Below are 14019 nucleotides of genomic sequence, written 5' to 3'. Positions count from 1 at the left end.
ATTCTCTTTTTCTGACAACCATAGATCCGTGAGGGGGAGAAAGTATGAAATCGAAATTATTGTTTCTCGCAACAGCAATTCTGTTTTTGATCGTTTTGGCAGCATGTGGAAATACAGAAGAGAGTAAAGGCACAGAGGAGGACAGTCAAAACGTGAATGCAGAGAGTGATGGTCCGGAAGTCGTGGTGGACGGGTCGTCTACTGTGTTCCCCATAATGGAAGCGGTGGCAGAAGAATATCAGAAAGAAAACCCGGACGCCCGCGTAAACATCGGCACCTCCGGAAGTGGCGGCGGCTTTGAAAAATTCGCAGCCGGTGAAACACACATCTCCAATGCCTCACGTCCGATCAAGGACGAAGAGAAAGCATCTCTTGAAGAAGCAGGAATCGACTACACGGAATTCGAAATAGCTCTTGATGGCCTATCCATCGTCGTCAACAAAGAAAACGACTGGGTCGATGAACTGACAGTCAAGGAATTGAATAAAATGTGGTCCTCCTACGGGGACGTAACCACGTGGGCGGATGTCAGAGAAGGATGGCCGGAAGAAGAAATTCAATTTTACAGCCCCGGAGCAGATTCAGGTACATTCGATTATTTCAGCGAAGTAGTCCTCGGAGAAGAAGGCGAGATTCGTCAGGATGCCTCATTATCCGAGGATGATAACGTACTGGCCCAGGGGGTAACGGGTTCTAAAAACGGCATCGGTTACTTCGGATACGCCTACTATGCTGAAAATAAAGAACAATTGAAGGCCGTACCGATTGTTAATGACAGCGGAGAAGCAGTGGCACCTGATCAGGAAACGGTCCAGTCCGGTGAATACAATCCTTTCTCAAGACCGCTCTTCGTATACGTGAAGCATTCGGCACTTGAAAATGAAGCGGTATATAATTTCGCGGAATATGCTCTGAAGAATGCCGGTGCGATGTCGGAAACGGTCGGTTATGTCGGAAAGCCTGACAGCGCCTACGAAGAAGCGTTGCAGGAACTCGATAGCATTGCAGGGAAGTAACATCTGCATACCAGGCCTCCACTATTGTAAAGGGGGAGTACAATCATGACAGTAAACATTAAAAGGATGATAAATGAAAAGAAAGCAAATCGACGTTTCCTTTCTATCCTTGAAAAAACAGTACCGGCCTTCTTCCTGCTTTGTGCAAGCATATCCGTGTTGACGACCATCGGCATTACTCTGACGCTGTTAGTAGAAACGGTTACATTCTTTAACCGTATCTCCATTATAGAGTTTCTGACCGGCACAGAATGGTGGCCCTTTGGTGAAAATGCGAGCTATGGCATTCTTCCCTTGATAACCGGGACTCTGTTAATAACAGCCATTGCAATGCTTGTAGCACTTCCAACAGGACTGGCATCGGCCATTTATTTAAGTGAATTTGCTCCGGGTAACGTCCGAAAAGTTGTGAAGCCGGTGCTCGAAGTTCTCGCCGGGATTCCTACAATTGTCTATGGATTCTTTGCTCTTACATTCGTAACACCGATGCTTCAGCTCTTTATCAAAGACTTACCTATCTTCAATGCTCTCAGTCCCGGTATTGTTGTGGGTATAATGATCATTCCCATGATCGCTTCCCTGTCTGAGGATGCGATGAGCTCCGTGCCTGATTCCATGAGGGAGGGAGCTCTGGCTCTCGGTTCGACCAGACTGGAGGTCGCCCTTAAAGTCGTCGTTCCGGCAGCTCTTTCCGGAATCATAGCATCTTTTTTGCTGGGAGTGTCCCGGGCCATCGGCGAGACGATGATTGTCTCCGTAGCTGCCGGCTCTACCCCGACACTGACGACAGACGTCACACAATCGATTCAGACGATGACCGGTTATATCGTTCAGGTGACATTAGGGGATGCTTCCTACGGCTCTACAACTTATTACAGTATATACGCTGTAGGAATGACCCTGTTCGTCTTCACCCTGCTCATGAATCTCCTGGCCCAATATATCTCCGGTCGCTTCAAGGAGGAGTACTGATATGAACCTGGTCGATAAACAGCTCGTTCAAAGAAGAAGAAAGAAACGACTCTTCAGCAACCGGATCATGCGCCAGATTTTCTTTTCGGCTTCCGTCTTCGGAATCGTTGTCCTTGCCGTATTGCTTTACCGCATATTCCGGGAGGGGCTTCCGTATCTGGACATAGATTTTCTGACGAGCTTTGCTTCACGTTTCCCGGAAGAAGCCGGGATAAAAGCAGCAATTACAGGCTCTGTATGGCTGATGGCGGTTACGGCACCGGTCTCAGTCGTGCTCGGGGTCGGCACAGCTATCTATTTAGAAGAATATGCTAAAGAAAACATGTTTACCCGTTTCATACGAATGAATATATCCAACCTTGCAGGCGTACCATCGGTGGTTTTCGGACTGCTCGGACTTACCGTATTCGTCCGATTGATGGAGATGGGAAGAAGCATCATAGCCGGGGGGTTCACCATGAGTCTGTTGATTCTTCCGATTATCGTGGTAGCCTCCCAGGAAGCAATCAGAGCCATTCCGAATAGTCAATACGAAGCCTCCTACGCCATGGGAGCCACTAAATGGCAGACCATACGCCGGGTAGTACTCCCGGCAGCCTTGCCCGGTATTTTGACAGGAGGAATTTTAGCTTTGTCCCGGGCCATTGGTGAGACTGCTCCCTTATTGATGATTGGCGCACTGTCGTTCATCGCTTATCTGCCAGAAAACATCTGGTCCGGTTTTACGGTACTGCCTATACAAATTTTCAATTGGACAGCAAGACCCCAGGAGGAGTTCCATCTGGTCGCCTCGACAGGTATTATCATTCTCCTGTTTATCCTCCTGCTTATGAATTCTGTTGCTGTTCTGATCAGGCATAAATTTTCGAAACGATACTGAACCCGGGAGGAATCTATGATGAACACAGTAAAGGATAACAAACAACTATCACTCGTCTCTCTGAAAGAGAAGGTACAGGAAGAAACGAAGGCAATTTATGCTGTGGAAAAATTCAACTTGTGGTACGGCGAGAATCAGGCGCTTTATGGAATAGACATGAGTATACCCATGAATAAAGTTACTGCGATCATAGGACCATCAGGCTGTGGAAAATCGACATTCATAAAAGCCTTGAACCGAATGGTCGAACTGGTTCCGTCCGTCCGGATGAATGGAACTGTGAAATACGATGGCGAAAATATTTTCAGTCCGAAATATAAAGTTGAAGAATTGAGGACGAACGTAGGGATGGTATTTCAACATCCAAATCCTTTTCCGAAATCGATTTACGAAAACGTCGTCTACGGCCCCAGGACACATGGGATCAAAAAGAAAAAAATCCTGGAGGAAATTGCGGAGAAGAGTCTGAAGGAAGCCGCCCTTTGGGACGAAGTAAAAGACCGGCTGGACGAGAATGCCTTCGGATTATCCGGCGGTCAGCAGCAGCGTCTCTGCATTGCCAGATGTCTCGCGATTGAACCCGATGTCATTCTGATGGACGAACCTACCTCTGCCCTGGACCCTGTTTCTACCGGGAAAATTGAAGAACTCGTCCAGAATCTTAAGAAACGCTACAGTATTGTCATCATTACGCACAATATGCAGCAGGCAGCGAGGATTTCGGATAAAACGGCGTTTTTTCTGAACGGTCAGGTCGTCGAACATGCCGACACAGCTACCCTTTTCTCCCACCCTGAAGATAAGCGCACGGAAGATTATATTACCGGCCGCTTCGGCTGATTCAACATTCCGCCGCGCCTCTGAGCTTAGGTGGAATCTTACAGTAGCTTTACGCTTACTGATCATTAAGAAAAGCATGAATTTCATTCCGGCCGGGCATTCCTTCCTGTGCTCCGAACTTCCGGATCGAGAGAGCAGAAGCGGCGTTTGCGAACCTTACTGCCGAAGCCATCGGTTCGCGCCCGGCAAGCGCAACAGCCAGCGCCCCGTTGAACGTATCGCCGGCGCCTGTCGTATCGATGGGAGTCACGGAATAGGACGGTATCGTCACGGTTTTCCCGTTTTCGCTATAGGACACCCCGGCTTCGCCTTTAGTGATGACCAGCTTATCCGCCAGATCCCCACTTATTTCCGCTTCACTGAACAGCTGTGCCGCTTCGCTTTCGTTCGGAGTAATGTAGTCCGCTTTCTCCCAGTAGTCGCGGGGGAGAGTACGTGCCGGTGCCGGATTCACAATCACCGGGACGCTGTGTTTTTCACACACTTCCAGGCAGTACATGACGGTCTCGAGAGGAATTTCGAACTGGAGCAGTACGATGTCACTGGCTGCAATCTCCTTCTCGAACTGCCGGACGTAGTCCCGGGACACTTCATTGTTCGCTCCCGGAACGATCGTAATCCGGTTATCGTTATTGGAGACGATGATGTTGGCCACTCCCGTATGGGCCCCGTCCGTTTTCCCGACGGCAGCCGTGTCGATCGATTCTCTCTCCAGTACCCGCATCATGTCCTCCCCGTGAGCGTCATCCCCCACTCTTCCGATCATGGAGACATCCGCTCCGAGGCGGGCTGCAGCTATCGCCTGGTTGGCGCCTTTTCCACCGGATTTAATGTGGAACTCGTCTCCAAGCACCGTCTCCCCCTGATCGGGAACGACAGTGGTCTTCGTTATCATGTCGACGTTAATACTGCCGATTACCGTTACAGCCGGTCGCTTCATCCGGCACCACTCCTTTCTCTGTCTGTCGGGGCGTTTCCTCAGTCACTATAGGAAGCGAGCGCCTCCCGGAACAACCCCCAGAATTTATCCGAATCAAGACCACAGGCGAAATTCACGTTCGGCTCTCTTCCCGTAACCGCCAGCGTATCTACGGCGGTCATGCCGTACGTAAATTCTCCCTTTGTTTCTATATCTACCCGTACGTGACGCATGTCAAAAATAGATTCGTCCATTAAATAAGCTACGGTGCAGGCATCATGGATCGGCGCTCCGTCGAACCCGAACACTTCTTTGTACGTCTTCGCAAAGAACTTCAGCAGTTCGACGACGAACCCGGATACCGGATTGCCGATTTCGTCCAGTTCTTTCGTCACGCTGTCGGTGGCCACGGCCTGATGCGTCACATCGAGCCCGAACATGGCAATAGGTACGCCGCTTTCGAATACGACTTTCGCCGCTTCCGCGTCCACGTAAATATTGAACTCCGCAGCCGGGGTCCAGTTGCCGAATGTTCCGCCGCCCATCAGGACGATTTCTTTTATTTTCGGCACAATCCGGGGATTTTTGACCATCGCCATCGCTATGTTGGTAAGCGGACCTGTTGGTACCAGGGTGATGTCCCCGTCCGATGCCATTATCTTTTCGATAATCAGATCCACTGCGTGAATATCCACCGTCTGTTTATCGGGCACTTCCGGCAGGATCGGGCCGTCCAACCCGCTGTCTCCGTGGATCGCCTCCGCGATTTCCCGCTCTTTCACCATCGGACGCTCCGCCCCTTCGGCGACCGGAACATCATCCAGTCCTAAAATATCACAAACCTTCAGCGCGTTCAGCGTATTCTTCCCGACTTCCACGTTTCCCGCTACCGTCGTAATCGCTTCGATTTTCAGATTACTTATGCCGGAAGCCGCCAGAATGATCGCCATCGCGTCGTCGTGCCCGGGATCACAGTCCAGAATCACTTTTTTATAATTTTCCATACTTTACTCCTCCTTATACCTTTATTAAATAAACATTCCTGCGATAGCCGCATTCAGTAATGAGGCGAGCGTACCACCGATCATCGCCCGTAACCCGAGCCTCGATACGTCGTTTCTCCTCTCCGGAGCAAGAGATCCGAGCGCTCCGATCTGGATGGCGATGGAACCGAAGTTCGCAAACCCTGCCAGCGCGAAACTGAGTATCATCGCCGTTTTGGCGGAAAAGCTGTCGATGACTTCTCCGAGCCCGGCGAAAGCGACGAATTCGTTGATGACCACCTTCTGTCCGATGAACTGAGCGGCCCGTACCGCTTCTTCCCACGGCACCCCGATCAAAAAGGCGACGGGAGACAGGATGACGCCTAAAATCAATTCGAGCGTCAGGTCTTCCATACCGAACAGACCGCCTACAGCTCCGAACAATCCGTTGATCAAAGCGATCAGCGAAACAAAAGCCAGCAGCATCCCCGCAATCTCAAGGACCATTTTCACACCGGTGGAGGCTCCGCTTGCGGCAGCATCGATGATGTTGGCGGGTTTTTCGTCTTCCGCCATATCGATATTGATTTCTTCTGCCGGTCCTTCCGCTATACTTTCCCTCACTTCGGCAGGAAGGGGGAAAATCATTTTGGCTATCAATAGACTCGAAGGTGCCGCCATAAAACTGGCGGCTAACAGGTACTCCAGAGGAATACCAAGGAGAGAGTAGCCGACGAGAATGGAGCCGGATACAGAACCCATTCCTCCGACCATAATGGCAAACAGCTCCGACTCGTTCATTTTCTTGATGAACGGACGTACGACCAGCGGCGCCTCCGTATGCCCGACGAATATATTCGCTGCGGCCGCCAGCGACTCCGGCCGGGTCGTCTGAAGCAGTCGGGACAGACCGCCGCCGAGGGTTTTAATGATCCACTGCATGATTCCGAGGTAGTACAGAATCGAAATCATAGATGAGAAAAATATGATGATCGTCAGAACCTGAAAAGCGAAAATATTCCCGTCCCCGGCCACCAGCGGTCCGAACAGAAAGGAGATCCCTTCACTCGCATATCCGATGACATTCTGGACGAGGTTCGACAACCCTTCCAGCGCTGCCCGTCCGGTCGTCGATTTCAGCGTCAGAAAGGCGAACGTTATCTGAATGAGAAGAGCCAGACCGATCGTCCGCACATGAATCTCTTTTTTCTTCACGCTCAGCAGAAATGCAATTCCGAGAACGGTGGCTATACCTAACAGCCCCCACAAAATATTTATCAATTGAAACACCCCTTCGATGTAACCGGTTACAATTAACGCCGCACTGAAGACAACATGCTGGTCAGTCACCGGAACCTTTGATTTTTTAGAATTATTTAAATGATAGCGCACAACAAACAAAAGTTCAATAAAAAAACAATTGTTTTGAAAGAGGGAAATCGAATCCACTCAAGGGGATGCGCAGATGTAAAAGAATAGAAAAAATTCCAGTGTACTGATACGATATTCAGTAACGAAAGTAAAAGGGTCGAATATTGCGGACCGGGAAAGGGGCACCCTCATGATCATTTATGAATCCACCAAAACAGACTTCGTCTCTGACGTAATCAATGAAGAACTCGTGGAACGCCTGTACCATTCCTACCGGGAAAAAATCGGACGGACCTCCAAACAGGAAATCAAATCGTGGGAGAACTCGCTTCAGCGCATGTCGAACGTCATGCAGGATGAGGACATACCGGAAGATGCATCTGTCGCTATTGAATTCAATATTCCCAACACCTCAAAACGGGTCGACTTTCTTATATCCGGAAACAATGGCAGCCAGGATCACGTCATCATCATTGAATTGAAACAGTGGTCGGAGGTGGAGAAAGTCGAGGAGCAGGATGCTATCGTATCCACTTACGTAGGCGGAGGGAAACGACCTCTCCCGCACCCTTCCTATCAGGCGTGGTCCTACGCCGCTCTCATTGAAGATTTTAATGAAAACGTTCAGGGGAAACATATTTCCCTCAATCCCTGTGCCTACCTGCACAACTACCGGAAAGAAGCGGACGATCCCCTGACGGATGCGCACTACCAGGAACATCTGGACAGAGCCCCCGTATTTACGAAAGGAGAAATCAGTAAGCTGCGCTCCTTCATCAAGAAATATATCGTACACGGAGACGACCGCCATCTGATCTATGAAATAGAACATGGCAGAATCCGTCCTTCCAGGTCTCTTCAGGATTCCTTAAGCAGCATGCTCGAAGGCAACGAAGAATTCCGGATGATCGATGAACAGAAGGTTTTTTACGAACAGGCTTACCAGCTGGCTCTCGAAGGCGTACACTCGGAACGGAAACACGTTATGGCGATCGAAGGCGGCCCCGGCACCGGCAAATCAGTTATGGCCGTTCATCTGTTAGTGAACCTGATCAACCAGGGGCTGAATGTGCTGTATGTTTCCAAAAATTCAGCTCCCCGTACCGTCTATGCCTCCCGGCTGCAGGGAACGATGAAGAAGACGCATATCAATAATCTGTTCAAAGGTTCCGGCAGTTTCACCACATCCGAACCGGATGAATTCGACGTCATCGTGGTCGATGAAGCGCACCGGCTTAATGAAAAGTCCGGTTTCTACGGCAACCAGGGAGAAAATCAGGTGAAAGAACTGATTAATGCCGCCAAATTCACTATGTTCTTCATTGACGAAAAGCAGCGGGTCACACTTAAGGACATCGGAAGCATGGAACTGATCGAGCAGTATACAAAAGAAGCGGGAGCCGAACTGATTACGGGGAAACTGGCTTCCCAGTTCCGTTGTGACGGCTCGGAAGCCTACATCGCCTGGCTCGAGGACACTCTCGGAATCCGTGATACGGCCAATAAAAACGACTACGGAGTGGACTATGACTTCCGGGTGTATGAAGACCCGCACCGGATGCTTCGTCATATCGAGGAACTGAACAAAAAGAATAATAAATCACGCATGCTGGCCGGCTACTGCTGGGAATGGCCGGTGAAACAGCGGAAAGACACGGCCTATAAGGATATCACGCTGCCCGAATATGGGTTTGAGATGAGCTGGAATCTGTCGGACAGTATTTGGGCGATCGATCAGGAATCAGTCGCGGAAGCCGGATGTATCCATACCTCCCAGGGACTGGAGTTTGATTATGTGGGGGTGATCATCGGTCCCGACCTTTATTTCAAAGACGGAGAAGTGAAGACGGATTACACGAAACGGGCCAAGTCGGATCAGTCCCTGCGCGGCATTAAAAAAATGGCCAAAGAAAATCCGATTAAAGCACAGCAGGTAGCTGATGACATTATCCGGAACACGTACCGTACCCTTATGACACGGGGCCAGAAAGGCTGTTTCATTTTCTGCACGGATCCCGAATTGAACGCATACTTTCAGGAACGGCTAAGAAAAGCGACGGTTTATGAAAATCTCTCCCCGGAATATTCGAAAGTTGCGGAAAGAAATGATGAGTATGGAAATTAAAACATGAGAGCGACTTTCTACAGCAAGGCTGTTATTTTGTTAGTCAAACGTTTATCGGCACAGTAGAAGGCACCGGAGCGGCCCAGAGGATACTTTCCTTCTGTATTGCCGAGTTCCAGGTCCGGTCTCCCGGATAAAGCTTTGTCTACACTGAAATCGGAGATTGACTTACGAAGAGCTATTGGAGGGTTAACAGTGGATTTGGCAATCACAATCATTGCATTACTTCTTATAGGAGTTTTCATATACATATACCGTAAGTCTCTATTCACTGACAAAGATAATATAAAGGTGCTTATAGCAGTATTTGTATTTTTGCCACTCGTGATCATAACTATTTTGGGAGCAGCTTTATTCAATTAACTATCAGTCGTGTCAGAAAAAATGATTCACGAAATGAGCTTTGACTTTTGAGGAGGATAATCTATGACAGGAAAAGACAAAGTCATTATAGGCCTTGTGATTGGGGTAGCTTTATTTTTAGGGGTTCAATTAGGGATGGTTCTATCAGATAATATTTTCGTAGTTTTGGGAGTGATGCTTCTTATCGGGTTGATCGCCCGGGTTGCTGCTCAGGCTATAATTAAGCAACTGAAGTGAACAAAAACGGATAACTGAGCTGTGACTTTATAATAAACAATTTAATAAGAGTATCAAACTATTATAAGACAATCGTTCATTTTGTAAGCCTCTCCCGGTATAGATGGTTCTTTTAATACTCCAGGGGCCCTGAATTGCTTGTTCGATCCCGACGGTTTCCCGGTCGAGACATCTACTGTTTCAATTCAGGCTCGCTTACTTTCTTTTGGATTCCTGGAGGGCAGATGGTGCACGCAATTGGAAGAAGACTGTTCTTTCTGATGATAGAAAAATACAATCCCTGTCTCTTTACGTAATAAACGTATACGGTAGCCATTAAGAAAATACTTCTGGTTCTCCGTAATCGCGATTACACTTCAATTTATTTTAGCGCATTCGATATTCCTGCATCGTTTGGTTAATTTTTTCATGAGATATATTTGGAGTCTCAACATACCAAAAACCCCGAACATGGACACTTTTTATTTAAGTGCATTGTTCGGGGTATAGTTCATAAAGTTTCTGACGGTTTTCTTTTAAACCAGCCCTTTATAATTTAATTTCTTCATGCGGTATGCCTGTCAAATCTATAGTATATTGTATTTTTAAAATATGCGGGGAGGCTTCTCCCAGGGAATCTTTAAGTTTATGAGCAGAAAATTTATCGGCAACTTTGTAAATTCTTCCTTCAAGTACAGCAAAGTTTCTTTCCCTCGCAGAAGAATTCTCCGGTACCCCCAGCCTTTCCATATTCTCTTCTATTTCTTTTCTGTCAAAACCAAGGTATTCCAGTTCCTCCACCATTTCGTTTAACGTTACGCCCGAGGACACTTCTTCTACCCTGACAAAAATCAGATCAGCATTAAATATACTGCTCAATTGAAATTGGCTGTTTATATTTACTATATTTTCATACTTATTTGTCGTGGTTTTCACTTCATAATTTCTATCCCCGTGTTCTACATCTACAGACTGTCCTTTAGCTCCTGTCCAGTTAGGTAAAGATGCTTTGGAATTTTGTTCAGCAAGATACTTTACTGCCAACATTTCTCCCAAAATACTGTGAACACTTTTTTCTACGGAGGCGTTTCCGATTAAATCCTTCCATTTTTTCCACCAGGTAAGCGGCTCCGTTTCCAGCAATTTTCGGTCCATACCTTCCTTACCGGGATCAAGAAATACAGCTGCAATACTTGCAAATTCATATCGCTGATCGTTGTTTTCGCAAGTCAGCAACAGCACATTTTCCGTACTATTGTTAATTACAATATGACGATTATAAAAATTTACATTGGTGAACCTTTCATTAACATTAATATCCTTATTGATAATTACGCCGACTCCAACCTCGTTTTTTTCTTTAATTACCCAACCTTTGGAGTCTTCGCCAAGCAGTTCCACCGGCAGTTCACGAATTCTGTTTAATTCAAGAGAGGCAAAATATTCCCTTAACACATATACCAGTTCCATTATCCTTCCTCCATTTTCATACTTCGTTTAACTGCCTTTGCAATCGCTTCACTTAAAAGAGGGGGAACCGCGTTTCCAATTTGCCGATATGCATCCCCCATACTTCCATGAAACATAAAGTCATCCGGGAAAGATTGAAGTCTTGCAGCTTCCCTGATACTTATCCCCCTGGGTTCATAAGGATGTATGTGACTGTAAGTGTCTGTACCCAAATGAGCTACAAGTGTGTGTGAAGGTTTATCCGGGTGCAGTTTTTTCCACTTACTGTGAAATTTCTCCCGATCATAAGGGGGAACAAACTTTTTCCGAAGCAAATTATATTCTTCAGGATTGTTTTTCTTAGTAAGATTCTTTCTTGCGGCTTCTTTTCGAAAAAGGTTATCAGCTATGTCGAAAGCCTGCCGAAAATCGTCTCCCCAACCCATTTCTTCAAATATACGAAAATCCCGTGCTGTGTACCTGAAAGAATTCCCCGAAACATATGCAGCCCCTCTTGTGTTCTCCCTCATCTTATTCTGGAAATAATTTAAAGGAGAAGACTCGTAGGGCAACCGCACATTTGATTTATAATAATGATAGTTGGAATCAGCACTTTTAAATAAAGACGGAAGATCCGACACAGCTTCCCCTGCTGTTACCCATAAAGGAGCTGCTTCAGAAGGTTGCTTTGGTTCCTTAAAAAAAGAATAGTTAAGAAATGTCTTAAATCTTTTTTCGTTTGGAGTTCTGAAACCCCTGTCAGGTCTTTGACATACAGGTTCCGGTAACCAGGGCTCACCGTATTCCTCTTTGGCTGCAAATACAAATAATCTTTCTCTAATCTGAGGCACACCGTAGTCTGCTGCATTAAGAATCGTCCAGAAAGCCCTGTATCCCCTTTTTTTCAATTCTGCGCAGACTTCTTCCCCTAAATTTTTTCCGAAAAAGTTTACTGCCTCAGGAACGTTCTCCATGACAATAAAATCAGAAGAAGCATCCAGTGCTACCCTTAAGAATTCTTCATAGAGAAAAGCTCTGGAATCATTCAATCCAAAACGGTCTTCTCCCAATGATCTTATTTTTGCTTTACCAATATTTGAATATGCCTGACACGGAGGGCCTCCTATAGTAATCACCCTGGAACCCGGCTTTTCCGGTACGGAAAAACTGTAATTTTTAACATCTAAATTGCAGGCTGCCGAATTACCACTCGATTTAATGTGAAGGTTATAATTTGCTGTCCGACAGGCAGCAGGATCTAATTCCACACTCTCCGCTATATGAAAGTTCTGGAGTCCAAACCCGAGTGCCATACCTCCACATCCCGAAAAAAGATCTATTACACTTATATCTGATTTATGCGACAAATGTTTCTCCTCTTCTACTCTGCTACTTTTTAACGTACTCAATAAGATCCCTCACATAGCTCTCAGTTCCGCCTTCAATCAGACCCGGTTCCACAGATCTGGTTCTGGCTGTGTTAAGCTTCATGACTTTCCTAAAAGTCTCTTCTCTGTCGATATTCTCTTCTTTTAATAACCTGCCGAACTGCTTCATTAATTCTCTGGACATATCTACTCTGTAGCCGTTGGCCCCGGCCCTTTCCACTAATTGCACAATGGTATCCGTACTGTTAAGTTCAAGGGTCGCTTTGGTGCTTTCAACATCACCCTGCCAAGAAAGAAAGCTGTACCACCATAAAGTTTTCAGCCAAATTCTGTTCGGTTGCAAATAGAAGCGTACAGGCGAATCTCCCCACCTTCTGTGAACGATATCCGGCATAATATTAACAGAGAGAAAACGCCATACTCCTGTAGAAGCAGCCAGGTGAATCGGAAGAAAGAATTCTCCTCTCTGGAGAAAATCAAAAAGTTTCAAGCCAAAAGCGTAGTCATATTTATATCCCCATTTAGATCCCTCGGAAATATCCATTTCCCTGAGTGTTTCTTCATGAAGTTCCCAAATTCCTGTTCTCAGCTTTTCATCGAATTCATTATCTCTCAGGGAAGGGGTAAAATTACTGGCAATCAGTTTTTTATATTCTTTGTCAGCTTCTTTTTTCGACATTTCTTTCCACATTACATTCCCTCAAATCTCTCGTGTACTGACTTTTGAATTTCCTTGGCTAAAATTTCCGGAGATGACTTATCTTCTTCGATATCTTTAAGAAAGTAGGAAACAGCAGAAGCAATAGAACCCTCTTCAAAATCTGAGGTGTCATCTTCACTCGTCAGATTATATTCTTCCTGTATTACCTTCTGAGCAATAATATACAGGGCCGAAGTTATGACATTTTTCAACATTGGTGAAACTTGCGGCATAGCATCTAACTTTAAATCTTTGGCATCCGGGTGTTGCCGGTTTATGTTCAAGGACACGTAGTCTTCGTGAAATGTATCTATGGCCGCATCCTCCCAGTTGCAGTCCACCCACCAGAGCGGTTCGTTCGGATCCTCATGATGCAATATCGGGAATGACCCTCCTTCCCCTTCCAGCAGAAACTTTGTACTTTCCAGTTTTCCAAGTACTGTACCTTTGGTAAGAGGGAAGTGCTCCGCTATAGGCGTGACAGCAAAAAGAATAATTTCAATTACTATATTTCCCCGGAAATAACCACCCGGTATAACAAAATCGATCAGCTTGTCAGTAAGGGGCGGAGTGTCTTTTTTAAAACTTGCAAGAACTTTAGTGTACTGCTGCTGTGATTCCTTGGAGAAATATTTAACTCCGAGGCCTATTTCCCCCTCCTCGCTTACGAGACCTTCTTTCCCAAAAAGATATTGGTGATTTTGAAAGGTGATTCTTTTGCTGTAATGTAAATCATCCTGTGAAAAATCAAAACTATACGTCTCTTCTTTAAGCAAGGCTTCTTTCGTGGCTCCCTC

14 protein-coding genes are annotated in these 14019 nt (G+C 46.5%); 6 read left to right on the top strand and 8 right to left on the bottom strand.

What is annotated here, in order from left to right; genetic code table 11:
- The first annotated feature begins 44 nt into the window (after nucleotides 1-44).
- Genes CKW00_RS00290 through pstB form a run of 4 tightly spaced genes read left to right on the top strand, consistent with a single transcriptional unit; the run spans nucleotide 45 to nucleotide 3708 of the window.
- Nucleotides 45-1016: a PstS family phosphate ABC transporter substrate-binding protein gene (locus tag CKW00_RS00290; RefSeq protein ID WP_095820849.1), complete on the top strand. Its 972-nt coding sequence runs from the start codon at nucleotides 45-47 to the stop codon at nucleotides 1014-1016.
- 45 nt (nucleotides 1017-1061) lie between these two features.
- Nucleotides 1062-1988, top strand: a complete 927-nt coding sequence (gene pstC, locus CKW00_RS00285) for a phosphate ABC transporter permease subunit PstC (RefSeq protein ID WP_095820848.1) — start codon at nucleotides 1062-1064, stop codon at nucleotides 1986-1988.
- A gap of 1 nt (nucleotide 1989) precedes the next feature.
- Complete coding sequence (pstA, locus tag CKW00_RS00280) at nucleotides 1990-2868, top strand: phosphate ABC transporter permease PstA (RefSeq protein WP_095820847.1); 879 nt, start codon at nucleotides 1990-1992, stop codon at nucleotides 2866-2868.
- Between the two features lie 18 nt (nucleotides 2869-2886).
- A complete protein-coding gene (gene pstB / locus CKW00_RS00275) occupies nucleotides 2887-3708 on the top strand; it encodes a phosphate ABC transporter ATP-binding protein PstB (RefSeq protein WP_095820846.1) in 822 nt (273 codons plus the stop codon).
- Between the two features lie 55 nt (nucleotides 3709-3763).
- On the opposite strand, the gene rbsK is transcribed toward pstB, so the two are convergent.
- The 3 genes from rbsK to CKW00_RS00260 are packed head-to-tail and all read right to left on the bottom strand — an operon-like array spanning nucleotide 3764 to nucleotide 6888.
- On the bottom strand, nucleotides 3764-4648 hold the full coding sequence (rbsK, locus tag CKW00_RS00270) for a ribokinase (protein ID WP_095820845.1): 885 nt from the start codon (nucleotides 4646-4648) through the stop codon (nucleotides 3764-3766).
- 38 nt (nucleotides 4649-4686) lie between these two features.
- Nucleotides 4687-5631 (bottom strand): nucleoside hydrolase, encoded by a 945-nt coding sequence (locus tag CKW00_RS00265; RefSeq protein WP_095820844.1) that lies wholly within the window; start codon nucleotides 5629-5631, stop codon nucleotides 4687-4689.
- 24 nt (nucleotides 5632-5655) lie between these two features.
- Nucleotides 5656-6888, bottom strand: coding sequence for a NupC/NupG family nucleoside CNT transporter (locus tag CKW00_RS00260; RefSeq protein WP_095821040.1), 1233 nt, complete (start codon nucleotides 6886-6888; stop codon nucleotides 5656-5658).
- A gap of 283 nt (nucleotides 6889-7171) precedes the next feature.
- Between CKW00_RS00260 and CKW00_RS00255 the strand changes: the two genes are divergently transcribed.
- Nucleotides 7172-9106 (top strand): DUF2075 domain-containing protein, encoded by a 1935-nt coding sequence (locus CKW00_RS00255; RefSeq protein ID WP_095820843.1) that lies wholly within the window; start codon nucleotides 7172-7174, stop codon nucleotides 9104-9106.
- A 17-nt stretch (nucleotides 9107-9123) separates the two neighbouring features.
- On the opposite strand, the gene CKW00_RS00250 is transcribed toward CKW00_RS00255, so the two are convergent.
- Nucleotides 9124-9351: a hypothetical protein gene (locus CKW00_RS00250; RefSeq protein WP_143544210.1), complete on the bottom strand. Its 228-nt coding sequence runs from the start codon at nucleotides 9349-9351 to the stop codon at nucleotides 9124-9126.
- Between the two features lie 181 nt (nucleotides 9352-9532).
- Between CKW00_RS00250 and CKW00_RS13625 the strand changes: the two genes are divergently transcribed.
- Nucleotides 9533-9706, top strand: coding sequence for a hypothetical protein (locus CKW00_RS13625; RefSeq protein ID WP_158221252.1), 174 nt, complete (start codon nucleotides 9533-9535; stop codon nucleotides 9704-9706).
- A 528-nt stretch (nucleotides 9707-10234) separates the two neighbouring features.
- Here CKW00_RS13625 and CKW00_RS00245 read toward each other — a convergent pair.
- Genes CKW00_RS00245 through CKW00_RS00230 form a run of 4 tightly spaced genes read right to left on the bottom strand, consistent with a single transcriptional unit; the run spans nucleotide 10235 to nucleotide 13998 of the window.
- Nucleotides 10235-11155 carry a PD-(D/E)XK motif protein gene (locus CKW00_RS00245; protein ID WP_095820841.1) on the bottom strand — a complete coding sequence of 307 codons (921 nt, stop codon included), beginning with the start codon at nucleotides 11153-11155 and terminating at the stop codon, nucleotides 10235-10237.
- The gene (locus CKW00_RS00240) at nucleotides 11155-12543 is read right to left on the bottom strand and encodes a DNA cytosine methyltransferase (protein WP_233129679.1); all 1389 of its coding nucleotides are present in this window, start codon (nucleotides 12541-12543) and stop codon (nucleotides 11155-11157) included. The genes CKW00_RS00245 and CKW00_RS00240 overlap by 1 nt, the downstream gene beginning before the upstream one ends.
- Nucleotides 12524-13213: a hypothetical protein gene (locus tag CKW00_RS00235; protein ID WP_095820839.1), complete on the bottom strand. Its 690-nt coding sequence runs from the start codon at nucleotides 13211-13213 to the stop codon at nucleotides 12524-12526. Before CKW00_RS00235 ends, CKW00_RS00240 begins: the two co-directional genes overlap by 20 nt.
- Nucleotides 13213-13998 (bottom strand): hypothetical protein, encoded by a 786-nt coding sequence (locus tag CKW00_RS00230; RefSeq protein ID WP_143544209.1) that lies wholly within the window; start codon nucleotides 13996-13998, stop codon nucleotides 13213-13215. The genes CKW00_RS00235 and CKW00_RS00230 overlap by 1 nt, the downstream gene beginning before the upstream one ends.
- Nucleotides 13999-14019: the final 21 nt, after the last annotated feature.

Origin of the sequence: Salimicrobium humidisoli (genome assembly GCF_002295105.1) — a bacterium.
In the GTDB taxonomy this organism is placed as follows: Bacteria; Bacillota; Bacilli; order Bacillales; family Halobacillaceae; genus Salimicrobium; species Salimicrobium humidisoli.
This window is presented reverse-complemented; position numbering and strand designations above follow the sequence as displayed.